The organism is Salirhabdus salicampi (assembly GCF_024259515.1).
GTDB lineage: Bacteria > Bacillota > Bacilli > Bacillales > Alkalibacillaceae > Salirhabdus_A > Salirhabdus_A salicampi.
The window spans coordinates 255,492-279,301 of record NZ_JANBWE010000003.1 but is presented as its reverse complement, the minus strand read 5'-3'; the positions used below and the strand labels follow the sequence as shown (position 1 = coordinate 279,301).

Sequence of the window (23,810 nt, the reverse complement as noted above, 5' to 3'; positions counted from 1 at the left end):
CCCCTTTAATGACATTTATATAAAAACACGAAAAGGAAACCGCTCCTTGCGGTTTTCCTTTTCGTTTCATACATTATGCTTTATTTGAGGAACCGAATTCGCGCATTTTACCAATAACAGTTTCTTTAATAGCGTCACGTCCAGGTCCTAAATATTTACGTGGATCATATAGGTCCGGCTTTTCCGCTAATACTTGGCGAACGGCTTTCCCTTGAGAAATTTGGTTCTCAGTATTTACGTTAATTTTCGCTGTACCAAGTGAAATGGCTTTTTGAATATCCTTTGTTGGAATTCCAGTTCCACCGTGTAGTACCAAAGGTACACCTGTTAACTTTTGAACTTCTTCCATACGGTCGAAACCGAGGTTTGGTTCCCCTTTATATGGACCGTGGACAGAGCCTAATGCTGGTGCAAAACAATCGACATTTGTTTCTGCCACTAATTTTTCACACTCAGATGGAATAGCATATGCAGCTTCAGCGTCATCAACTACAAGATCATCTTCCTGTCCGCCGATACGGCCAAGCTCAGCTTCTACAGATACACCGTGAATGTGAGCTAGTTCAACCACTTTTTGTGTAAGAGCAATGTTTTCTTCTAATGGATAGTGAGAACCGTCAATCATTACGGAAGTGAAACCAGCGTGAATTGCTTCTGCACATTTTTCAAAGCTGGATCCGTGGTCAAGATGAATAGCTACAGGCACTGTCGTACCATATGCATCCATTAATGAATCAACCATAGCTACAACAACGTTGAATCCACCCATATAACGAGCTGCACCTTCTGAAACACCTAAAATTACTGGAGATTTTTCCTCTTCTGCAGCCTGAAGAATTGCCTGTGCATACTCTAAATTATTTAAATTAAACTGGCCTACCGCGTAGCCATTTTCTTTCCCTTTTTCTAACATTTCTTTCATGGAAACTAACGGCATATATGTTCCTCCTTTGTTGTAAAATGCCTACCCCGATGTAGTTCGGAGGAGACATGATTAATTTATGTAAATTACTTTACTTTTATAGAATACCAAGTCCAATATGTATGTGCAACAAAACAAGTTATTTTCTGAAGCTGTTTATTGTGATAAATGAAGTTGCAGGATACGTTTTACCTCTTCAATATTAAAGGGTTTGAGTAAAACGTGTTTTATATTCGTAAATTTTGATTTTCCTTCAATATCTTGCTCCGATAGCCCACTCATCATTACTATTGGTGCGGAAATCCCTTTCAACGTCATTTTTTCTACTAACTCGATTCCGTTCATCAATGGCAAGCGATAATCAATAAATAAAAGATCAGGTTGCTGGCTTTCCATTTGCTGAAGTGCGTCTCCGCCCGTTTCAAAATCATACACTTCATGGCCTTCCATTTCGATGATTTCCTTTAGCAATAAACGAATACCAAATTGATCATCGACCACGTATATTTTCCGTTTCTCCATATACATCACCTTCTCCGATTCCTTTATCTTTAATAGTTTCTATAAAACTAGAAAAATCCCTTCAATGGATTGCATAGACTTTATGTTCATCTTTCCAACACGAAAAGGACTTGAATCGATGATTCAAGTCCTTTTCATGTTATTTATGATCCATTGATGCTTTTACAAAATCACGGAAAAGAGGATGCGGTTTTGTTGGTCTGGACTTAAATTCCGGATGGAACTGGGATGCTACAAACCATGGGTGATCTTTAAGTTCAATAATTTCAACTAAACGACCATCAGGGCTCGTCCCAGAGAAAATAAATCCATGTTGTTCCATTTGCTGGCGGTATTCATTATTAAATTCATAACGGTGACGATGACGTTCGTACACAATTTCATCCTCGTATGCCGCATATGTTTTTGTACCTTCTTGTAATTTACAAGGATATACACCTAAGCGTAATGTTCCACCTAAATCCTCGACGTCCTTTTGTTCCGGTAGTAAGTCAATGACCGGATGTGGTGTATCTTCTTTAATTTCAGCTGAATGGGCACCATTTAAATTGGCTACGTTACGCGCAAACTCCACTGATGCTAATTGCATACCTAAACAAATACCTAGGAATGGTATGCTGTTCGTACGAGCAAATTTCGTAGCTGCGATTTTCCCTTCTACACCACGGTCTCCAAAACCACCCGGGACTAATATTCCGTCCACATTTTGTAATTTTTCTGTTACATTTTCTTCATTCACATGCTCTGCATTGACCCACGTAATATCGACGTCTGCATCAAAACGATATCCAGCATGCTTTAATGATTCAACAACAGATATGTAAGCATCTTGCAGCTCAACATATTTTCCGACTAACGCAATGTTTACTTTGCCTTTTAAATGTTGCACTTTGTTGACGAGTTGTTTCCACTCAGCCATATCTGCTTCCGGACATGTTAATCCAAAATGTTCACACGTTAGTTGGTCAAGTCCCTGTGCTTGTAAGTCTAGTGGTACTTGATATAACGTATCAGAATCGCGTGCTTCAATTACAGCTTTCGCATTAATGTCACCGAACAGTGCAATCTTTTCTTTTAATTCGGTACTAATTGCATGTTCTGTTCTAAGTACAATTACATCTGGTTGAATACCGAGAGAACGTAACTCTTTTACTGAGTGTTGTGTCGGTTTTGTTTTCATTTCTCCAGCAGCGTTTAAGTATGGGACAAGGGTACAATGAATGTACATTACATTTTCTTTACCGATATCACTTTTCATTTGGCGAATCGCTTCTAAAAACGGAAGGGATTCTATATCCCCTACTGTTCCGCCGATTTCTGTAATGACAACATCAGCGCCGGTTTCTTTTCCGGAACGGAAAATACGCTCCTTAATTTCGTTCGTTATGTGCGGAATAACCTGGACAGTACCACCTAAGTATTCACCACGACGTTCTTTTCGAATGACCGCAGAATAAATTTTCCCTGTAGTTACATTGCTATATTTATTTAAATTAATATCAATAAAACGCTCATAGTGACCTAAGTCTAAATCTGTTTCAGCACCGTCTTCCGTAACAAATACTTCACCATGCTGATATGGACTCATTGTCCCTGGATCCACATTGATATACGGATCAAACTTTTGAATGGTCACTTCTAATCCGCGATTTTTTAACAGTCTGCCTAATGAAGCTGCAGTTATTCCTTTTCCTAATGAAGATACTACTCCACCGGTTACAAATATATATTTTGTCATCGTTCAACCCCTCTTCTCTTTTTTTATCGTTAGGAGGGCGTTTAACAAATATGTATGGTAAAAATAAGAAAAGCGCCCCGAATAATATTCGGGAGCGCCGTTTACACATTTTTAATAGAGCCCAAATAAAATATTATCTGTTCCCTGTTTGAAAGTCAAGAACTTATAAACTTTCGTCTTCTTTCTCGCCATCGACAATGTCGTCTTCACTTTCATCTTCACCAAAGTCTTCATCATCTAAACCGAAATCTTCATCTTCTGCTTCATCAAAGATGTCTTCATCTAGATCTGTTTCGAACTCTTCTTCTTCTTCAATAACTTCTTCTACTTCTTTTTTCTTCTTCGTTTTCTTCGTCTTCTTTTTCTTACGTACAGTTGTCGTAAGTTCTTCTTCAATTTGCTCTACAGGGTACCATCTTTTCAACCCCCATAGATTTGAGCCGACTGTCATGAACCTGCCGTCAATGTTTAAGTCGGTGTAAAATTGTGCGATGAATTCTTCTTTTTGTACTTGGGTAAAACCTTTCGCTTCAGCTATGGTGTTAAATAATTCATTAAAGTCCATAGCCTTTTTTTCCTCTGATAGAAGTTCAATGGCGATATTTACCATGGACAATTCGGCAAGATCTTCCTGGGTGTATTTTTCCAAGCTCACGAACAGCACTCCCTTTTTCTTTCATTATCATTTTCATTATCATAATCATATATTTTAAACATTGCTCTCATGTTGTCGTAGTTCAACCATACCATACATTATATACAAAATAATAGCAATTATGCCAGTAATAATCATAAAAAAGAGGAGGAAATCAACGAAAATAGACCCTCCTCATAATAGGTTTACATATTTCGGCGATATTGGCCGCCAACTTCATATAGTGCATTTGTAATTTGGCCGAGACTTGCTACTTTCACCGTTTCCATCAGTTCAGCAAAAATATTCCCACCAGACGATGCCACATGCTTCAGCCTCTCTAAGGCTACTTTTCCTTCTTGTTCGTGACGCTTTTGAAACTCACGTAGATTACGAATCTGTTCTTCTTTCTCTTCTTTCGATGCTCGAGCAAGCTCCATAGAGTTAATTTCTTCTTCTGTTGGGGGATTAGGATTTAAGTACGTATTCACACCTACAATTGGGAGTTCCCCGGAATGTTTTTTCCCTTCATAGTATAATGATTCGTCTTGTATTTTCCCACGTTGATATTGACGTTCCATCGCCCCTAGTACGCCGCCACGTTCATTAATCCTCTCAAACTCTTGCAGGACTGCTTCCTCTACTAAATCTGTCAACTTTTCAATGATAAACGAACCTTGCAATGAATTTTCGTTTTTAGTTAAACCGAACTCTTTATTAATGATCATTTGGATGGCCATCGCCCGCCGTACGGATTCTTCGGTTGGCGTAGTAATTGCTTCATCATAAGCGTTCGTATGAAGGGAGTTGCAGTTATCTTGGATTGCGATTAAAGCTTGTAATGTTGTACGAATGTCATTAAAGTCAATTTCTTGTGCATGGAGAGAACGTCCTGATGTTTGAATGTGATACTTTAACTTTTGACTTCGTTCATTTGCTCCATACTTATCCCGCATCACGATTGACCAAATTCTTCTTGCAACCCGGCCAATTACTGTATACTCCGGATCTAAGCCATTCGAGAAAAAGAATGATAAATTTGGTGCAAACTTATTTATATCCATTCCGCGACTTAAATAGTATTCTACATACGTAAACCCATTTGCCAATGTAAAGGCTAACTGTGTAATAGGATTTGCTCCTGCTTCTGCAATATGATAGCCAGAAATAGAGACAGAGTAGTAATTTCGTACATTGTGTTCAATAAAATAGTCTTGAATGTCACCCATCATTCTTAACGCAAATTCCGTTGAAAAAATACACGTATTTTGACCTTGATCTTCCTTCAGTATATCGGCTTGCACTGTTCCCCGAACAACAGTTAATGTTTCTGCTTTAATTTGTTCATATTCTTCATGGTTTGGCTTTCGATTGTGCTTCTGTTCAAACTTTTCCACTTGCTGTTCTATGGCGGTATTGAAGAACATCGCCAATATAATAGGAGCAGGTCCATTAATGGTCATCGATACAGATGTGAGTGGATCACATAAATCAAACCCACTGTATAATTTTTTCATGTCTTCCAAGGTACATATACTAACGCCGCTTTCTCCTACTTTGCCATAAATATCTGGTCGTTCATCTGGATCATGACCGTACAAAGTTACAGAATCGAATGCCGTACTAAGCCGCTTCGCATCATCATCCTTTGATAAATAATGAAAGCGACGATTCGTTCGTACTGGAGTTCCTTCTCCAGCAAACTGTCGTTTCGGATCTTCCCCTTTTCGTTTAAACGGAAATACACCGGCTGTAAAAGGAAATGCTCCTGGTACATTTTCTTTTAACAACCAAACGAGGCGATCGCCCCAATCGTGGTAGTTTGGTAATACTACTTTCGGTATTTTCAGCCCTGCCAGGCTTTCCGTCGTCAAATCTATCGTAATTTCTTTATTTCGCACCTTATAGGTCATTTGCTCTTGCTCGTAACGGGACTTTACTTTATCCCATTTTTCCAATGCTTTTAAATTGGCAGAATCCAGCTTACCTTCATACTTTTGTACAAGTTCTGTAATCTGCTCGCTACCCTCTTGTGGTAACTGTTCCGCCGTCCCCTTTAATTGGTATAACTTGCGGGCAAACTCACCTTGTTTTTCTGCATTCTCGTGGTAACGTCTTACTGTTTGCACAATGTCTCGCAAGTATTGCTTCCGTTCATTCGGTATAATCAAGTTTTTCTTTTCTACTAACCCATCCCTTTCAAAGGATGTTGTTTCATTCCACCCATATTTATCGTTGACCTTTTCGATAATGGCTGCAAATAACGTATTCGTTCCCGGGTCATTAAATTGACTTGCTATCGTCCCGTATATTGGTAAGGATTCCGGATCATCATGGAATAACATGTGGCTCCTTTGGTATTGTTTTCGAACTTGTCGTAGAGCATCGTCAGAACCTTTCTGTTCAAATTTATTAATGACGATAAAATCGGCAAAATCAATCATATCAATTTTCTCTAGTTGGGATGGTGCGCCATACTCACTTGTCATTACGTACATCGATAAATCGGTAATTTCGGTGATTTCGGCATCCCCCTGACCGATTCCACTTGTTTCAACAACAATTAAATCAAAGCCCGCTGTCTTTAATACACGAATGGCATCTTGGACAGCTTTTGACAACTCCGTTTTAGAATCCCTCGTTGCTAATGACCGCATGAACACTCTTTCATGAAAGATTGCGTTCATCCGGATACGGTCACCAAGCAAAGCACCACCTGTTTTTCTTTTTGTCGGGTCAATCGAAAGAATTGCAATTCTTCTTTCGGGTACTTCTTGAATAAACCGACGTATTAATTCATCTGTTAATGAACTTTTTCCCGCTCCCCCGGTCCCAGTAATACCGAGTACGGGAATCGTGTCATTTTCCATTTGAAATACCTTCTCTGTCGTAGCTGCGGTATCATTACCTACATGTTGTTCGTTTTCTACATACGTAATAAATCGGGCGACTGCTTGGGCATCTCCTTTTTCTAATCGTTGTAAATCACTTTCCAGATCCATGGGTGGGGTAAAATCACACTCTTTTATCATCATGTTAATCATGCCTTGCAGGCCATGTTCCCTGCCGTCCTCAGGTGAAAAGATACGCGCTACCCCATATTCGTGTAACTCATTAATCTCACGAGGAATAATAACCCCGCCTCCACCACCATAAACGCGAATATGTCCTGCTCCCTTTTCTCTTAACAAGTCGACCATATATTTAAAATACTCTACGTGCCCTCCTTGATAAGAAGAAATCGCAATTCCTTGCACATCCTCTTGAATCGCAGCGTTCACAACTTCTTCTACTGAACGATTATGACCTAAATGAATCACTTCAGCCCCACTAGACTGCAAGATTCGTCTCATAATATTGATAGAAGCGTCGTGACCATCAAATAAGCTTGATGCTGTTACAAAACGAACCGAATGTTTCGGTTTATACACATAAGGTTTCTCCATACTTTCTCCTCCCACATTTGGCTCTCTATTTGGCCATATCTTGTTCTAACCGTAACGATTGGAACAAAAACGAAAGTTGTGTCTCGCTATATTCCTCTATCGAAAAGTCACGTTGTAACATCCACCTACGAAACCCCCACATTTGACCTTGAACAAATATATTGTTCGCAACTAACTTAACTTCCTTTTCATTCATTTCATAAGGAATCACCGATTCAATTAGTCTTTCGAGCATATTTACCATATCCCGCTCCTTACAAAGGACATAGTCTTGCGCCTCTTTCGAAAGCGATTTCAATTCCTGGTACATGACAATGACTTCATCTTGCATATCATCCATTAATTGAAAGTAGGATTTCACTGCATGTGTTAAGCTTTGTTCGCCTTTCAACTTTGTATTAATCACTTGTTCAAGCTTATCTTTTACTTGTTCATAAATAGCATCACAAACTAAAAATAAGATGTCTTCTTTCGTGCGAATATATTCATAAAGGGTGCCAATGCTAAACCCTGATGCTTTCGCAATCTCCCGAGTTGTTGTTCGATGAAAACCTTTTTCTTTAAATAAAGTGACCGCTCCCTTAATCATTTGGTTCCGCCTCTTCTCAATTAAAACTTCATCCTTGATAGAGGAATGCACTTTTTTCACCATGAACTTAACCCCTCTCCCTTTTCCAATCCCGAAGCCATTCTTTCGCGATTGTATATGGATTCTTGCCTGCCTTGAGAGTGTTTTGCTTTTCATCATCTGCTTCGATAAATTTCTTCACATCAAGCCAAATTTGTTCACGGATAATATCATAAATTTCGAACGTCAGTTGACGTGTTTGTTTATTTCGCCCTGCCTCTGTTTGTTGTAGAAAACGGTGATGCTGTTCCACTTTGTGCAGCAGCTCATCGATTCCCTTATTTTCCGTTGAAATCGTTTCAAGAATAGGAGGAACCCAATGTTCATGATGAACGATATGCATAAATTCAGACAGTTGTGTTTTTAGTTTTTGTACCCCTGGCAAGTCCGCTTTATTAATGACGAATAAATCGGCAATTTCCATAATACCCGCCTTAAAAATTTGCAATACATCACCACTATTTGGTGTTAACACGACAGCCGTTGTATCAGCCACTTTCATAATGTCCAATTCTGACTGGCCAACACCAACAGTTTCAACTAAAACATAATCAAATCCATACGCATTACAAACACGAACAGCATCCTTCGTTGAACGGGCTAACCCACCTAAACTCCCCCTTGTTGCCATACTACGAATAAACACATCGGGATCAGAAAAATGCTTATGCATCCTGAAGCGGTCTCCTAACAATGCACCTCCGCTAAAAGGGCTTGTTGGATCGACTGCAATGACAGCAATGGTTTTCCCTGCTTGACGAACTGCTGTAATGATGCGGTCCACGAGTGAACTTTTTCCTGCTCCCGGTGAACCTGTAATCCCAATATAATGTGCTCTGTGACCCGTTTTGGCAAAGTCACTCAGCATGCTCAATTTATCTGGATGATCATTTTCAACAAAGGAAATGGCACGCGCTAACGCTCTTTGATCTTGACTTCGCACCCGTTCAACTAATGCCTTCATACAATCGCCCTTCCTATTCTTTCGTTAACATTCGTCCAATAACGAGACGTTGAATTTCGTTCGTACCTTCATAAATTTGGGTAATTTTTGCATCACGCATATAACGTTCAACTGGATAATCTTTCGTATAACCGTAACCACCATAAACTTGTACTGCTTCTGTAGTCACACGCATCGCTGTATCACCAGCAAACAACTTTGCCATAGCTGATGCTTTCGCATATGGTAATCCTTTTGATTCAAGGTAAGCTGCTTGATATGTTAATAAACGGGAAGCTTCCACTTCTGTCGCCATGTCTGCGAGCTTGAACGAAATCCCTTGATTATGCGCGATCGGCTTTCCAAACTGCTCCCGTTCTTTCGCATATTCTACAGCCGCGGTTAACGCACCGTCCGCAATCCCTACTGCTTGGGCGGCAATCCCGTTACGTCCTCCATCCAATGTCATCATGGCAATTTTGAAACCTTCGCCTTCTTCACCAAGGCGATGTTCCTTCGGTATTTTACAATTTTCAAAGATTAGTTCTGTTGTTGGTGAAGAACGGATTCCAAGCTTTTTTTCCTTTTTCCCAAAGGAAAACCCTTTTGTCCCTTTTTCTACAATAAACGCAGTGATCCCATTATGACGGGCATCATAATCCGTCTTGGCAAATACGATATAGATTTCTGCTTCCCCACCATTTGTGATCCAAACTTTACTCCCATTTAAAATGTAGTATTCACCGTCTTCCTTAGCTGTCGTACGCATGGATGCGACGTCAGAACCTGATCCTGGTTCAGATAAGGCGTATGCTCCTAATTTTTCTCCTGTAGCAAGTTGTGTTAAAAACGTCTTTTTTTGTTCTTCCGTTCCAAATTTATATATCGGCCAACTCGCTAATGAAATGTGTGCTGACAATGTTACTCCTGTTGAGGCACAAACACGGGATAACTCTTCAACAGCAATAACGTAACTAACGAAGTCAGACGCTATGCCTCCATATTCCTCAGGCCACGGTATACCCGTTAACCCAAGATTGGCCATCTTGTCGAAAATTTCACGGTCAAAACGCTCTTCTTCATCTCGTTCAGCTGCAGTAGGCTCTACTTCATTTTTGGCGAAGTCACGGACCATCTTTTTTAACATTTGTTGTTCTTCTGTTAGTTCAAAATTCATATTGATTCATCCTCCCCTTATAACTCCAATAGCTCTTTACTAATGACCACATGTTGAATTTCGTTCGTACCTTCATAAATTTGTGTTACTTTCGCATCACGGAAGAATCGTTCTACCGGGTAATCTTCCGTATACCCAAAGCCTCCATACGTTTGTACTGCTTCAATGGCAGCTCGCATCGCTGTATTTGATGAAAACATTTTCACCATGGAGGCTTCCTTCCCACAAGGCTTGCCGTTACTATGCAAGTAAGCCGCCTGATAGGTTAATAGTTTGGCTGCCTCGACTTCCGTAGCCATGTCTGCTAATTTAAAGGATATACCTTGTTGGTTCGCAATCGGCTTTCCAAACTGCTCTCGTTCCTTCGCATATTGCGTTGCATGTTCTAAAGACGCTTCCGCAATTCCAAGTGCTTGTGCGGCAATCCCAATCCTTCCTGCATTTAAATTAGCCAAGGCAATTTTAAAGCCTTCCCCTTCTTCCCCTAACCTTTGTGATTCATGAACTTCACACTGATCAAAGGACAATTGAACGGTGTTGGAACCGTGCAAGCCCATCTTACGTTCCTGCTTTCCAATTTCTAACCCTTTCGTCCCTTTTTCTACAATAAAAGCTGTAATTCCGTTCTCTGCTCTAGCAAACACGATGTACGTATCAGCCTCTCCGCCATTCGTAATAAATAGCTTCGTACCGTTCAGCACGTAATAATCGTTGCGCTTCGTCACTTTCATCTTTAAGCCGGCCGCATCAGATCCGGCTGCTGGTTCTGTTAACGCAAATGCACCTAAATACTCACCTGTGGCAAGCTTTTGTACATACTTTTTCTTTTGCGTTTCGGTTCCGAAATACAAAATCGGGTTTGTTCCGACTGATGTATGAACCGACAAAATGACGCCAATAGTGGCACTTATTTTCGACAATTCATGGATGGCGATTATATATGAAGTAAAGTCCATGCCTGCTCCGCCATACTTTTCGGGAATGGGGATGCCCATTAAGCCTAGTTCTCCCATTTTGCGAACAATTTCACGGGGAAATCGGTTTTCTTTTTCCATCTGATCCACCGTCGGGGCTACTTCTTGCCTCGCAAAATTACGAACCATTCTCCGCATCATTTCTTGCTCTTCGGTAAAAGACATATTCATATTCAGTTGACCCCCATTAGTTGTGATAGACGTAAAATCCCCTACCCGTTTTCCTACCAAGCCACCCAGCCTTCACATATTTGCGAAGAAGAGGACAAGGTCTGTATTTGCTATCACCAAACCCTTCATGTAATACTTCCATAATATAAAGGCATGTATCTAAACCGATAAAATCAGCTAACGTTAACGGACCCATCGGATGGTTCATTCCCAATTTCATCACTTCATCTACCGATTCGGGTGTTGCCACTCCTTCATAGACTGTGTATATAGCCTCATTAATCATAGGCATTAGTACGCGATTGGATACGAAGCCAGGAAAATCATTTACTTCTACTGGTGTTTTGTTTAACGTTTTCGTAATTGCCTCAATGGTGTTGTAGGTTTCATCTGTTGTTGCCAGCCCGCGAATAATTTCAACGAGCTTCATAACCGGGACTGGATTCATAAAGTGCATACCGATGACTTGTTCAGGACGATTTGTAACAGCTGCAATTTCGGTTATTGGTAGAGAAGATGTGTTCGAGGCTAAAATCGTATGTTGAGGTGTATATTGATCTAATTGTTCAAATACTCTTCTTTTGATACCCATGTCTTCTACGACTGCTTCAACGACTAGGTCACAATCTTTAGCATCTTGTAACGAAGTCGTTGTTGATAGATTGGCTAGTGTATGTTCTTTTTGTTGTACGTCTATTTTTCCTTTTTCAACCCCGCGGTTAAGTTGTTTTGTAATAGAATGGATTCCTTTTGTTAATGCTTCCTCGTTAATATCATGTAACAAAACACGGAAGCGGGACTGGGCAAACACTTGTGCAATGCCTGCCCCCATTTGCCCAGCACCGATCACCATTACCTTATTTACGTTCATCATTTTCCCCCCCATTTATCGTTTTGGTACCTCAATTAAAACTGCATCTCCTTGGCCTCCGCCAGAGCAAATAGCGGCAATCCCTAATCCACCACCGCGACGTGTTAGTTCATAAACGAGAGTTAATAATATACGGGCTCCACTAGCACCAATTGGATGACCCAATGCTACTGCACCACCGTTTACGTTGACTTTCTCCATATTTAAATTTGCAATTTTTCCACTCGCTAAAGCTACAGCAGCGAATGCTTCATTTACTTCAAATAAATCTATATCATCCAATGTTTTCCCTGTCTTTTCTAGTAGTGATTGAATGACAAGTCCTGGTGTCTTCGGAAAGTCTTCAGCTTCTACAGCTACTTCATCACGAGCTAATATTGTAGCCATCGGTTCAACACCATCCCGATTAGCACGATCTTCCGACATTAACAACATGGCACATGCACCATCATTAACACCAGGAGCATTTCCAGCTGTAATTGTGCCATCCCGGCCAAATACTGGACGTAGTTTTGCCAGTTGTTCTAACGAGGTATCTTTTCTCGGTGCTTCATCTTGTTTCACAACGATTGGATCACCTTTTCGTCGTGGTACATGTACTGGTACAATTTCGTCGGCTAATGTTCCATTTTCTATTGCCGTTACCGCCCTTTGATGGCTCCGATATGCCCATTCATCTTGAGCTTCACGGGTAATGTTTAAGTCAGATGCTGTCTTATTTCCGTAAGTTCCCATATGAACACCATCAAAGGCGCACGTTAAACCATCATGTATCATTAAATCTACTATACTCTGGTCCCCCATTCTCATACCCCAACGGGCTTTTGGTAATATATAAGGTGCGCTACTCATACTCTCCATGCCACCTGCCACAATGACCTCCTCATCGCCTGCCCGAATAATTTGGTCAGCTAATGTGACGCTTCGTAACCCCGACGCACAGACTTTATTGATGGTTTCTGTTTTCACATTCCACGGTAACCCGGCATGAATGGCCGCTTGTCGTGAAGGAATTTGTCCTTGGCCTCCTTGTAAAACAGATCCCATAATCACTTCGTTAACGTCTTCTTCTTTCACACTTCCCCTCTGTAACGCTGCCTTAATCGTTTCTCCACCTAGTTCAGCTGCAGACAACGAACTTAAAGATCCCCCAAACTTTCCAAATGGTGTTCTGGCACCAGACACAATAACTGTCTTCGTCATATTCATTCCTCCCCTTAATTGTCAACGCTTACATATTGATTGAACGCTCGCTCGATATTGGTTCAAAAGGAAAGTGCGCACAAAGTTGCACACACCTCTTTCGTCAATTATGCGAGGTTTTCCTCTTTCTCTTCACCAAAAATAGATTTCGCTAGTATTTCTGCTACATCCATAGTTCCTATAGCCTCATCTACCTCTTTCGCTTTCGTACCGTCACTTAACATTGTCAAGCAGAACGGACAACCGCTAGAAATCATTGTTGGTGAAACGCGAAGCGCTTGTTCCGTTCGGGCCACATTAATACGGTTTCCTGTCTTTTCTTCAGCCCACATTAATCCACCACCAGCACCGCAACACATGCCACGTTCCCGGTTCCGGTCCATCTCTACAACATTTACTCCAGGAATGGCCTTCAAAATCTCCCTTGGTGGTTCATACACTTCGTTATATCGTCCTAAATAACAAGAATCGTGGTAAGTAATCTTCTCTTCCAGTTCATGTTTTGGTGTTAAACGCCCTTCCGCCACTAGTTGGGCTAATAACTCTGTATGGTGATACACTTCAGCCTCAAAACCGAAATCTGGGTATTCGTTTTTAAATATGTTGTATGCGTGAGGATCAATGGTCACAATCTTTTTCACATTATGTTTTTCAAATTCCTTAATATTCTTCTCCGCTAACTCTTGGAAAAGAAACTCATTTCCAAGACGACGGGCAGTATCCCCTGAATTACGTTCTTTATTCCCAAGTATAGCAAATGAAACACCAGCTTCATTTAAAAGTCGAACAAAGGATAGGGCTATCTTTTGACTGCGGTTATCGTAGGAACCCATCGAACTAACCCAAAATAAGTATTCAAACTCTTCACCTTCTTTTTTCATGTCTTTAACTGTTGGAATTCGTAACGATTCATTTTCCTTTCTCCAGTTCTCCCGTTCTTTTTTCGATAGACCCCATGGATTTCCTTGGCGTTCAATGTTCATCATCGCCCGTTGGGCTTCAGGATCCATTTTCCCTTCGGTAAGAACGAGATAACGACGTAAATCAATGATTTTATCAACATGCTCATTCATTACCGGGCATTCATCTTCACAATTTCGACACGTTGTACATGCCCAAATTTCTTCCTCGGTAATGACATCACCTATTAAACTAGTAGATTGGAAATTTTCTAAACCTGCCGCCACTTCATCTTGACCCTTTTCTTTTGCTTGGGCCATTTGGGCTAATTGATTTCCTTCTGTATTTGCAAAGGCATATGTCGGCACCCAGGGAGTTTTTCCGGTAATGGCCGCCCCTTTCTCAGTAAGGTGGTCCCGCAGTTTCACAATTAAATCCATTGGGGACAACATTTTTCCGGTCCCTGTTGCAGGACAAACATTCGTGCAACGACCACACTCCACACAAGCGTAGAAGTCGATCATTTGTAATTGGGTGAAATCATCTATTTTGCCAACACCGAAGGAGACATCTTCAGCATCTTCATCAATATCAAAATCAATTTTTGTGAGTTTTCCAGGTGAGGTATTACGACTTAAAAAGACGTTTGCAGGTGCTGCAATTAAGTGGGCGTGTTTTGATTGAGGTACGTATACTAAAAAGGATAAAAGTACTAATAAATGAATCCACCAGGCAACAAAGAATAAAACAGTGGCTGCGGTTGGGCTAAGCCAGCTAAATAAAAAAGCGATACTAGATGCTACAGGTTCAGTCCATGTTAAAGGTTCACCATGCCATAATATGGCCATTCCATTACTAAACAAAACGGATAGCATTAAAGTCGCAATAAAGAGTAAAACAAGCCCAGCTTTAAATCCCCTCTTTAACCGGACGATTTTCTCAATATAGCGTCGATGAAAGGCCCAAACGACTGCTACGAGTATCATAAACGTAACAAGCTCCTGGAAAAATGTAAAACCAGGATATAAAAAGCCAAACGGTAAATGCGAACCTGGTACTAACCCTTTCCATATTAAATCAATGGCCCCAAATTGAACGAGAATAAATCCGTAAAACATCATAACGTGAATAATGCCAGACTTTTTATCTTTCAACAATTTTTTTTGGCCAAACACATTCACCCAAACCTTTTTGAGCCGTTCTTGTAACTGCCGATCAAACTCTACTTTTCTACCGAGTTTAATATAAGCAACCCGTGTACGAACAACCTTTACAAAAAGCCCCAATGCGTAAGCGGTTACAGAAATGAACAACAACCAATTTAAAATTAGTAAAGGTTCCATATTTCTCTCCTCCTTTGTTCGTTTACTTGTATGTATGCTAAAGTTAATTCATGCTACAAAAAATGTATTTTCACTGTTTTATAGTTTTACTTTATATTATGAATGAGCATTCAGTCAATATTCTAATGGAAAATAATATGGGTTAGGACATTCCATGTTGGATATTATAGTAATGGAAAGGAGAATGACTGTTGAACGTACTGTTCCTGTCGATAGTAATACTCATTGTACTAATTATACTTATATACTTAGATTTTTATTTTGGTAAGAAACAACATATGAAACGATCCAGATTTCTGCCATTCTCGGAAACGAGCGCTGACTATGAGCTGTTCAATAATGGGGATGCACTATATCGAACTCTCATGCAAGATATTAAAGATGCCAAGCATGAAGTGAACATCCAATTTTTTATCATCCGGACGGATATGTTTAGTAAGCCTTTTTTACAGCTGCTAAAGGATAAAGCCAACGAAGGAGTAAAAGTACGATTGCTTGCGGACCGAATCGGGAGTATAAATATAACGAAAAAAATAAGAGCTGACTTGGAACAAGCTAATATTCACTTTGCGTTTAGCGAAACACCATCTTTCCCGTATCTTCTTTATAAGCTGAATCGCCGTAATCATCGCAAAATAGCAGTCATTGATGGCAAAATTGCTTATGCTGGTGGTTATAATCTCGGAAAAGAATATGTTGGAAAAAATCCAAAATATAACGATTGGCACGATTATCATTTGCGACTAACCGGAGAAATTGTTCAAGATTTCATAACAGTATTTCAAGACGATTGGCAACTTGCAGGTGAAAAAGGGACGTTTTATAAAGTGCCTCTACCGAAGAAAACGAAACGTGCTAAGATTGTCGCTACAGATGGAACTAAGCTGGAAGAGATTATCATTTCGTTTTTAAATGAGGCAAAGGAAACAATATATATAGGATCCCCTTATTTCGTACCAAGCAAAAATGTGTACAAAGCATTAATTTCCGCAATCATGCGGGGGGTAACGATCAAAATACTTATTCCGATGAAACGGGATCATCCTCTTGTGAAGGAAGCTGCGATTCCATATATCATGGAATTGAGAAAACTTGGAGCGGACATCCGATTATTCGATCAAGGATTTTACCATGCAAAGGTCTTAATCATTGATGATAACCTTTGTGATATCGGAACAGCGAATTTTGATATGCGCAGCTTCTTTTTAAACAAAGAAGTGAACACATTGTTATACGATAAGTCATTCATTGAAAAAGTTAAAGAACTGTATTTGAAAGATTTCGACGAAAGTATAGAACTTACCGATGATTGGTATGAACGCATAAGTGTGTTAACAAAGGTGAAAATGATAATTGCAAAGATTTTTAAACCAATCCTGTAAAAAAAGAGAACTGATTCCGTCAGTTCTCCTTTTTTTGGCCTACATACGCTCCGGTGCTTGAACACCGATTAGTTGTAAACTATTTGCAATTGTAATACGGACAGCTTCAATTAGTGCCAGTCTCGCTTTTGTGCGTTCTGCGTGCTCAATGTCGACAACCTTCTCCGCGTTATAAAAACTATGAAAATCAGCAGCTAAGTCAAACACGTATTGTGTAATGCGGTGGGGAGCACGCTTTTCAGCGGCATCACCAACTACTTGCGGGAATTCCCCTATTCGTTTCAGTACATCCACTTCTTTTTCAGAAGATAGTAATGTTTTATCAAAGTTTTGCTCTACTTTGAATCCTTTCTCTTCTGCCTGACGAAGTACACTACAAATTCGCGCATGGGCATACTGTACGTAGTAGACTGGATTCTCATTTGATTGGGACGTTGCTAAATCCATATCAAAGTCTAGATGGGAATCATTTGAACGCATAACGAAGAAATAGCGAACCGCGTCCAACCCTACTTCTTCTATGAGTTCCAACATCGTTACTGCCTTTCCAGTACGCTTACTCATCTTTACGATTTCACCGTCCTGGATTAAGTTTACCATTTGGATAATAGGTACTTCTAAATCTTCCGGATTATAGCCTAAGGCAGTAATCGCTGCCTTCATTCGTGGAATATATCCGTGGTGATCTGCCCCCCAAACGTTTATTAACGTTTTAAATCCACGACGGAATTTATCATTATGATAAGATATGTCCGGTGTTAAATATGTGTAAGATCCATCTTTCTTTACAAGAACGCGGTCTTTGTCATCACCAAAATCTGTAGAGCGGAACCATAGGGCGCCTTCCGCTTCGTATAAGTAGCCTTTTTCTTGTAGCATATTTAACGATTCTTCTACTTTTCCATCCTCATATAAAGACGTTTCGGAGAACCAATTATCAAATGTAACTCGGTAACTCTCCAAATCTTCTTTAATACGGTTTAATAGGAAGGACAGGCCATACTGTTTACAATAAGCAAGACGTTCCTCTTCTGTTGTGTCGACCCATTTCTCTCCTTCTTCTTCCGCCAGCTTTTTGCCGAGCTGGACAATATCTTGACCGAAATAGCCATCCTCCGGCATATCCCAATCTTTTTCGAGAGCTTGCATATATCTTGCTTCTACTGATTTGGCTAAGTTGTTCATTTGATTTCCAGCGTCATTAATGTAATATTCACGTTCAACATGATAACCTGCTGTATCCATGATATTCGCTAACGCATCACCAAACGCGGCGCCTCGTGCGTGACCTAAATGAAGAGTGCCTGTCGGATTCGCAGAAACGAACTCAATTTGCACTTTTTCGCCGTTCCCAACATTCGTTTTTCCGTAATTGTCCCCTTGGTCTAATACTGTGGTTACTAAATCCGTCAAAAAGGAATTATCTAAATGGAAATTAATGAAACCGGGACCTGCTATGTCGATACTTTCAATGGAAGCTTTCGTTTGATCAAAATGCTTTACGATCTCTTCTGCAATTTGACGAGGTGCTTTTCTAGCTACACGTGCCAACTGCATCGCCATATTTGTCGCGTAATCACCGTGAGCTTTTTCCTTCGGTGTTTCTAATATAACGGTTGGAATCTGTTCTTCCGTTGCTAATTGTGCCTTAATGACGGATTGAACGATTTCTTCTTTCAACTTTTGTTCAACTTGTTCTACGATATTCATCGTTAAACCTCCTCATATGTAATTGTTAACCGGTGTTGACGGACAGGTTGTTCACTTAAACTAAGTTCGTAATCAATTTGCAATTGGCCTTTTGTCTGATCCTCAGATGTATCGAATTGTAATTGCTTCGTTTTCGTTTTCATGAGCATCGTTCCGTATGGGTGCTGATAAGGATTTTCTGTCGTTTGACCTAAGCGAAACATTTGATTCATCCTCATCTGTCCACTCCTTTTGAGAACGACCTTCTCTTCATTAATTGTAAAAAAGTTATGAGTGACATTATCCTCGTCATCTTTTTCATCAAAAATTAAAATATGAGTATCACCTTTCTGGTAATATCGGCCCTGTTCCTCAACTTCGATCGTCTCTTTATGTCCAGACTCGGAAATCATCGACGTCACTTTTACATTTACTTGCTTTTGTTCAGCCACAATACTTCTCTCCTATTTCATTCCCAGCATCTACTTTAGTCTGTTAATTATAAAGAATGAGCGAAAATTTCTCAACCTAGACAATCCATTTCCAATAAAAAAGACCGTGCCATCACGGTCTTTTTCGCTATTATTCCTTTACCCAACCTAGTAATATTTCACGTACAAATTTACTGGCAGCAATTGGCGTTTTTTCTGTCGGGTCATATACAGGGGCCACTTCTACTACATCGGCACCTATAACGTTTACATCGGCATCGGCTATCGCTTTAATGGCTTGCAGCAATTCCTTGGAAGAAATACCACCCGCCTCAGCCGTTCCTGTTCCTGGAGCATAAGCAGGGTCCAGTACATCTATATCAATCGTTACGTATACATTTCGACCTTGTAATGTTGGCAATATTTGTTTCAATGGCTCAATTACATCATATTTCGCCATATACATGCCGCTTTCCTTCGCATACTGAAATTCTTCCCTCATTCCTGAACGAATGCCAAATGAGTATACATTCTCTGGACCAATTAAATTACACGCCTTACGAATTGGGGTAGAATGGGACAGCACCTCACCTTCGTATTCTTCACGTAAATCAGCATGAGCATCGATATGAATAATCGCCATATCTGAATATTTTTCGTAGGCAGCCTGTAACACGGGCCACGTCACTAAATGTTCTCCTCCTAAGCCTAAGGGAAACTTACCTTGTTCAAATATCTTTTTCGTAAAGTCATATATCATACTTAAGCTTCGGCTTGGATTTCCAAAGGGAAGCGGAATATCTCCAGCATCGTAATAGTGTACTTCTTCTAAATGTCGGTCCATATATGGGGAGTATTCTTCTAAGCCGATAGAAGCCTCACGTATCCGGTTTGGCCCAAAGCGGGAGCCTGGTCGGAAGCTTACAGTCCAGTCCATTGGCATCCCGTAAATAATAGCTTCAGCTTTTTCATGTTCAGGACGGCTCATAATAAACACTTTTCCCGAATAGCCTTCATCAAATCTCATCATGTCACCTCTTATTTCGTTAAATCTTGAACAAATTTCGGTAATGCAAATGCTGCTTTATGCAATTCTTTCGTATAATACTTCGTTTCAATGTCGTGAAAACGACCCTCTTCCACCTTTAGTGGGTCATATATTTTACTACCGATGGTAAATGTCCAAAGTCCACTTGGATATGTTGGAATATTAGCAGTATATAATCGCGTAATCGGAAAAATCTCTTTTACATCGTGATACACTTGCTGAATTAAATCGTCTTTAAACCACGGATTATCCGTTTGGGCGACAAAGATGCCGTCAGGTTTTAACGCATTGGAAATCCCTGCGTAAAATCCTTTTGTGAATAAGTTCACTGCAGGACCTACTGGTTCTGTTGAATCAACCATAATGACGTCGTATGCTTGCTCGCTTTTCGCAATATGCATAAAGCCATCATCAACTTGGACGTCTACTCTTTCACTATCTAAGTCACCGGCAATGCTCGGTAAGTATTGCTTCGAATACTCAATCACTTTTCCGTCAATTTCAACCAGGGTTGCTTTCTCGACCGATGGATGCTTAAGTACTTCCCGAATAACACCGCCGTCACCACCACCAACAACTAGTACGTGCTTCGGATTTGGGTGGGTGAATAGGGGTACATGTGCCACCATTTCATGATAGACAAATTCATCCTTTTCCGTTGTCATCACCATATCATCAAGCACGAGCATATTGCCCCACTCTTCTGTTTCATACATATCCAGCTGTTGAAAATCAGTTTTTTCCGTATGTAATGTTCGTTTTATTTTAGCAGTAATCCCAAAATGATCTGTTTGTTTTTCAGTAAACCATAAACCCATTTATTTGATCTTCCTTTCCGTTAAGTGTCCCTATAGTTTTACCGCATATATCATATCACCAGTTCATAATAAATCACAATTTTTAACGAAAACTTTCTCCATGTCGAAAAAACGTTTAAATTATCGTTTCCCTTTCCATACTGTTAACATGTATCTCTGTGTTTTACTTCTTGAAAGGTGATGCAAACATGATGAGAGAAAAAAGATTCCGATTAACAGGGAAACACCTGAAATGGCTCTTTTTTGTTAGCTTTCTTTTCTTTAGTGGTGTTTTTATTATGGCTATCAGCATCTATTTTTATAGCTTTTTGCAAGGTCCTCCTAATTTGACGAACGATCAAAATACGGTTATTTATGATCATGACACGAAAGTGATTGGCGTGAAGCACGGAGAAGAAAATCGTTATTGGGTGCCTATCGAAGAAATATCTCCTTATGTAAAAGAGGCATTTTTAGCCACCGAAGATCGGAATTTCTATGATCATGTAGGATTTGATTTCAAACGGATTATAGGCGCTGCTGTCGAAAATGTGATCGCAATGAATAAAGTAGAAGGGGCAAGTACAATTACCCAGCAATATGCTCGAAACTTATATTTAAATCACGAAAAAACGTGGACAAGGAAATGGAAAGAAGCATTATATGCGATTCGCCTTGAAATGTTTTATGAAAAGGATGAAATATTTGAAGGTTACTTAAACACGATTTATTTTGGTCATGGAAACTATGGTATTGAAGCGGCAAGTCGTTTTTATTTCCAAAAAGAAGCGGAAAATTTAACGTTATCAGAAGCTGCACTACTAGCTTCCATTCCGAAAGGGCCAAGTTTATATTCACCCATCACGAATTTAGAACGAGCGATGAACCGTCAGCAAATGATTTTGACGATGTTAAAAAACATAGGAAAAATAAATCAGCAGCAATATGAACAAGCAAAACAGGCGGAAATCGTGATTGCACGTAACGATAATGATGAAGGCCGCCAAATAGCCCCTTATTTCCAAGATGTTGTCTTACATGAAGCCGAAAAATTATTGAATATATCCAAGAACAAAATAAGAACGAGTGGGTATAACATTTATACGACGCTAGATGTACGTAAACAAGAAGAATTGGAGCGTGTTGTGGAAGAAACGATTGACGAAGCATCTACCATTCAAGTTGGGGCAGTAAGTATGAACCCGGAAACAGGTAGTGTTGAAGCATTGATTGGCGGGAGGGATTATGAGAAAAGTCCGTACAATCGAGCTGTACAAGCGACCCGGATGGCAGGTTCAACGTTTAAACCGTTCCTCTATTACTCTGCACTGAAACACGGGTATACACCAGCTACCGCACTGGAAAGTAAACCTACACACTTTCAATTAGAGGATGGGTCTGTCTATCAACCTTCAAATTATAACGGCTATTATGCTTATTCACCTATCACATTAGCGCAAGCTTTAGCTCTTTCAGACAATATATATGCGGTTAAGACGAATTTATTTTTAAACCCGGAACGATTAGTAGAGACGGCGCATGAATTTGGAATAGAACGCCCTCTTCCTGCGGTGCCGTCATTAGCTTTAGGCACAGCCTCTGTAACCGTTATGGACATGGCATCAAGTTATAGCATGATGGCAAACTACGGGAAGAAAGTGACTCCACATACCATTACAAAAATCACCGATGCTTCAGGGACGGTCTTATACGAACGAAAGATTGAGACAAAACAAGTATTAGATGAAAGATACACATTTGTCTTAAGCCATTTAATGACGGGTATTTTCGATGAGGCCCTAAATGGTTATAGCCGGGTAACAGGAGCAGCCATTAACGACCAATTAACGAGGGAATATGCCGGCAAATCAGGTACTACAAATACCGATAGCTGGATGGTTGGATTTAGCCCCCAAATCGTTACAGCGGTTTGGACTGGTTACGATATGAATGAACCACTCAATCAAATTCGTGAGCAGGTGTATGCAAAGGAAATTTGGGCTCAATATATGGAACGTGCTCATAAACCGTTACCGAAAAAGTCATTTATCCCCCCTGATGGTGTCACACCCGTATATATGGATCCACAAACAGGAAAGCTCGCAACGAATGCCTGTCCTACAAAGCGTCTCACCTATTTCATTGAGGGGACGGAACCGAGAATTTTATGTGAGGAGCATAATCATAAAGGAATTGAAGAAAAAATCGAGGACCAACATCAGGTCGACAATGAAACGAAGCAAAACAAAGAGAAAGGATGGAGGTCTTGGTTTGATTGGTTATTTTAAGGCCCCATAAGAAAAGGGTCGGTTCTGGAACCGACCCTTTTCTTTGTCCTAGTAAACACATAAACCCGTGTGTATTTTATTTTATTCATTTCCAACATAAACCTCAAGGTGTTCACAAAACGTTCACAATTCGTTCATATTTCCGGATATTAGGCTAATGCTTTTTTTAATTCTTCGGAAGAATTGTTCCAATACTCTTCATTAAAGGTTTGTAAATACTCTTTTAAAATTTTCTTGGAGGTTGCATCCATATGTTCTACGATAAATCGACCTTTTAATGATTTGTCCAAGTGATTTACATGTTCAGGGAGCAACTTGTAGCCTCTGCGAATTTCTTTATCTACCAGCATTTCACTTGCGGTTACGCCGTAATAGTGGGCACCATTCTCACTCCGTTCAACCGTTACCCACGCAATCCAGTATAACTTTCCATTAGGAACTTCACTTTTGTCTGTTAAAAATTTAATCCGTTTCTCCACTGCACTCCGCGCATGCATTGCACCCATATCAACATAAGCCTCATGTTCATTTGGATCCACAATAACCGGGGAAACATTTTCAAGGCTGACAGATCCTACCCCATAACCTCCATGTCCATCCGTAGAGTCATCTTTCATAATGGTAAATTGTTTTGATTTTTTTTCGTTGTTGTTATCACTATTAAAAAAGGAATTCAACGAAATAACCTCCTTCATAACGTAGC

Annotated in this window: 19 protein-coding genes; 2 read left to right on the top strand and 17 right to left on the bottom strand. The window is 40.1% G+C overall.

Translation table 11 applies throughout. The features are described from left to right. Window positions 1-73 precede the first annotated feature (73 nt). The 12 genes from fba to NLW78_RS11215 form a co-directional block, all read right to left on the bottom strand. Window positions 74-937 carry a class II fructose-1,6-bisphosphate aldolase gene (gene fba / locus NLW78_RS11270; RefSeq protein ID WP_254497233.1) on the bottom strand — a complete coding sequence of 288 codons (864 nt, stop codon included), beginning with the start codon at window positions 935-937 and terminating at the stop codon, window positions 74-76. 141 nt (window positions 938-1,078) lie between these two features. Then, window positions 1,079-1,444, bottom strand: coding sequence for a response regulator (locus NLW78_RS11265; protein ID WP_254497232.1), 366 nt, complete (start codon window positions 1,442-1,444; stop codon window positions 1,079-1,081). Between the two features lie 139 nt (window positions 1,445-1,583). Further along, entirely contained in the window at window positions 1,584-3,182 is a 1,599-nt protein-coding gene (gene pyrG / locus NLW78_RS11260) for a CTP synthase (RefSeq protein ID WP_254497231.1), read from the bottom strand. Window positions 3,183-3,345: 163 nt separating this feature from the next. Further along, on the bottom strand, window positions 3,346-3,837 hold the full coding sequence (gene rpoE / locus NLW78_RS11255) for a DNA-directed RNA polymerase subunit delta (RefSeq protein ID WP_254497230.1): 492 nt from the start codon (window positions 3,835-3,837) through the stop codon (window positions 3,346-3,348). A 185-nt stretch (window positions 3,838-4,022) separates the two neighbouring features. Beyond that, window positions 4,023-7,262 (bottom strand): fused isobutyryl-CoA mutase/GTPase IcmF, encoded by a 3,240-nt coding sequence (icmF, locus tag NLW78_RS11250; RefSeq protein ID WP_254497229.1) that lies wholly within the window; start codon window positions 7,260-7,262, stop codon window positions 4,023-4,025. A 25-nt stretch (window positions 7,263-7,287) separates the two neighbouring features. Further along, a complete protein-coding gene (locus tag NLW78_RS11245; protein ID WP_254497228.1) occupies window positions 7,288-7,914 on the bottom strand; it encodes a TetR/AcrR family transcriptional regulator in 627 nt (208 codons plus the stop codon). Between the two features lie 4 nt (window positions 7,915-7,918). Continuing rightward, a complete protein-coding gene (meaB, locus tag NLW78_RS11240; protein WP_254497227.1) occupies window positions 7,919-8,854 on the bottom strand; it encodes a methylmalonyl Co-A mutase-associated GTPase MeaB in 936 nt (311 codons plus the stop codon). A gap of 13 nt (window positions 8,855-8,867) precedes the next feature. Then, the gene (locus NLW78_RS11235) at window positions 8,868-10,010 is read right to left on the bottom strand and encodes an acyl-CoA dehydrogenase (protein WP_254497226.1); all 1,143 of its coding nucleotides are present in this window, start codon (window positions 10,008-10,010) and stop codon (window positions 8,868-8,870) included. A 17-nt stretch (window positions 10,011-10,027) separates the two neighbouring features. Beyond that, window positions 10,028-11,155, bottom strand: coding sequence for an acyl-CoA dehydrogenase (locus NLW78_RS11230; RefSeq protein ID WP_254497225.1), 1,128 nt, complete (start codon window positions 11,153-11,155; stop codon window positions 10,028-10,030). A 16-nt stretch (window positions 11,156-11,171) separates the two neighbouring features. After that, complete coding sequence (locus tag NLW78_RS11225; RefSeq protein ID WP_254497224.1) at window positions 11,172-12,026, bottom strand: 3-hydroxybutyryl-CoA dehydrogenase; 855 nt, start codon at window positions 12,024-12,026, stop codon at window positions 11,172-11,174. Window positions 12,027-12,041: 15 nt separating this feature from the next. Beyond that, complete coding sequence (locus NLW78_RS11220; RefSeq protein WP_254497223.1) at window positions 12,042-13,229, bottom strand: acetyl-CoA C-acetyltransferase; 1,188 nt, start codon at window positions 13,227-13,229, stop codon at window positions 12,042-12,044. A 107-nt stretch (window positions 13,230-13,336) separates the two neighbouring features. Further along, on the bottom strand, window positions 13,337-15,472 hold the full coding sequence (locus NLW78_RS11215; RefSeq protein ID WP_254497222.1) for a (Fe-S)-binding protein: 2,136 nt from the start codon (window positions 15,470-15,472) through the stop codon (window positions 13,337-13,339). 191 nt (window positions 15,473-15,663) lie between these two features. Here NLW78_RS11215 and cls point away from each other — a divergent pair, with 191 nt between their 5' ends. Then, the gene (cls, locus tag NLW78_RS11210) at window positions 15,664-16,854 is read left to right on the top strand and encodes a cardiolipin synthase (protein WP_254497221.1); all 1,191 of its coding nucleotides are present in this window, start codon (window positions 15,664-15,666) and stop codon (window positions 16,852-16,854) included. A gap of 39 nt (window positions 16,855-16,893) precedes the next feature. On the opposite strand, the gene argS is transcribed toward cls, so the two are convergent. The 4 genes from argS to speE all read right to left on the bottom strand — a co-directional run bounded on the left by argS (window position 16,894) and on the right by speE (window position 20,840). Next, a complete protein-coding gene (gene argS, locus NLW78_RS11205; protein WP_254497220.1) occupies window positions 16,894-18,564 on the bottom strand; it encodes an arginine--tRNA ligase in 1,671 nt (556 codons plus the stop codon). Between the two features lie 2 nt (window positions 18,565-18,566). Then, window positions 18,567-18,995 (bottom strand): YwiB family protein, encoded by a 429-nt coding sequence (locus tag NLW78_RS11200; protein WP_254497219.1) that lies wholly within the window; start codon window positions 18,993-18,995, stop codon window positions 18,567-18,569. A 130-nt stretch (window positions 18,996-19,125) separates the two neighbouring features. Further along, on the bottom strand, window positions 19,126-20,001 hold the full coding sequence (gene speB / locus NLW78_RS11195) for an agmatinase (RefSeq protein ID WP_254497218.1): 876 nt from the start codon (window positions 19,999-20,001) through the stop codon (window positions 19,126-19,128). A gap of 11 nt (window positions 20,002-20,012) precedes the next feature. Next, the gene (gene speE, locus NLW78_RS11190; RefSeq protein WP_254497217.1) at window positions 20,013-20,840 is read right to left on the bottom strand and encodes a spermidine synthase; all 828 of its coding nucleotides are present in this window, start codon (window positions 20,838-20,840) and stop codon (window positions 20,013-20,015) included. 188 nt (window positions 20,841-21,028) lie between these two features. On the opposite strand from speE, the gene NLW78_RS11185 reads away from it, so the two are divergent. Further along, entirely contained in the window at window positions 21,029-23,107 is a 2,079-nt protein-coding gene (locus NLW78_RS11185; protein ID WP_437181967.1) for a transglycosylase domain-containing protein, read from the top strand. Between the two features lie 149 nt (window positions 23,108-23,256). Here NLW78_RS11185 and NLW78_RS11180 read toward each other — a convergent pair whose 3' ends face one another. Next, a complete protein-coding gene (locus NLW78_RS11180; protein WP_254497215.1) occupies window positions 23,257-23,802 on the bottom strand; it encodes a YwhD family protein in 546 nt (181 codons plus the stop codon). Window positions 23,803-23,810 lie beyond the last annotated feature (8 nt).

Bases quoted from the DNA above. Each gene is read 5' to 3' on its own strand.
- fba (WP_254497233.1), bottom strand. From the start codon at position 937: ATGCCGTTAGTTTCCATGAAAGAAATGTTAGAAAAAGGGAAAGAAAAT.
- NLW78_RS11265 (WP_254497232.1), bottom strand. From the start codon at position 1,444: ATGGAGAAACGGAAAATATACGTGGTCGATGATCAATTTGGTATTCGT.
- pyrG (WP_254497231.1), bottom strand. From the start codon at position 3,182: ATGACAAAATATATATTTGTAACCGGTGGAGTAGTATCTTCATTAGGA.
- icmF (WP_254497229.1), bottom strand. From the start codon at position 7,262: ATGGAGAAACCTTATGTGTATAAACCGAAACATTCGGTTCGTTTTGTA.
- NLW78_RS11245 (WP_254497228.1), bottom strand. From the start codon at position 7,914: ATGGTGAAAAAAGTGCATTCCTCTATCAAGGATGAAGTTTTAATTGAG.
- meaB (WP_254497227.1), bottom strand. From the start codon at position 8,854: ATGAAGGCATTAGTTGAACGGGTGCGAAGTCAAGATCAAAGAGCGTTA.
- NLW78_RS11235 (WP_254497226.1), bottom strand. From the start codon at position 10,010: ATGAATTTTGAACTAACAGAAGAACAACAAATGTTAAAAAAGATGGTC.
- NLW78_RS11230 (WP_254497225.1), bottom strand. From the start codon at position 11,155: ATGAATATGTCTTTTACCGAAGAGCAAGAAATGATGCGGAGAATGGTT.
- NLW78_RS11225 (WP_254497224.1), bottom strand. From the start codon at position 12,026: ATGAACGTAAATAAGGTAATGGTGATCGGTGCTGGGCAAATGGGGGCA.
- NLW78_RS11220 (WP_254497223.1), bottom strand. From the start codon at position 13,229: ATGACGAAGACAGTTATTGTGTCTGGTGCCAGAACACCATTTGGAAAG.
- NLW78_RS11215 (WP_254497222.1), bottom strand. From the start codon at position 15,472: ATGGAACCTTTACTAATTTTAAATTGGTTGTTGTTCATTTCTGTAACC.
- argS (WP_254497220.1), bottom strand. From the start codon at position 18,564: ATGAATATCGTAGAACAAGTTGAACAAAAGTTGAAAGAAGAAATCGTT.
- speB (WP_254497218.1), bottom strand. From the start codon at position 20,001: ATGAGATTTGATGAAGGCTATTCGGGAAAAGTGTTTATTATGAGCCGT.
- speE (WP_254497217.1), bottom strand. From the start codon at position 20,840: ATGGGTTTATGGTTTACTGAAAAACAAACAGATCATTTTGGGATTACT.
- NLW78_RS11185 (WP_437181967.1), top strand. From the start codon at position 21,029: ATGATGAGAGAAAAAAGATTCCGATTAACAGGGAAACACCTGAAATGG.
- NLW78_RS11180 (WP_254497215.1), bottom strand. From the start codon at position 23,802: ATGAAGGAGGTTATTTCGTTGAATTCCTTTTTTAATAGTGATAACAAC.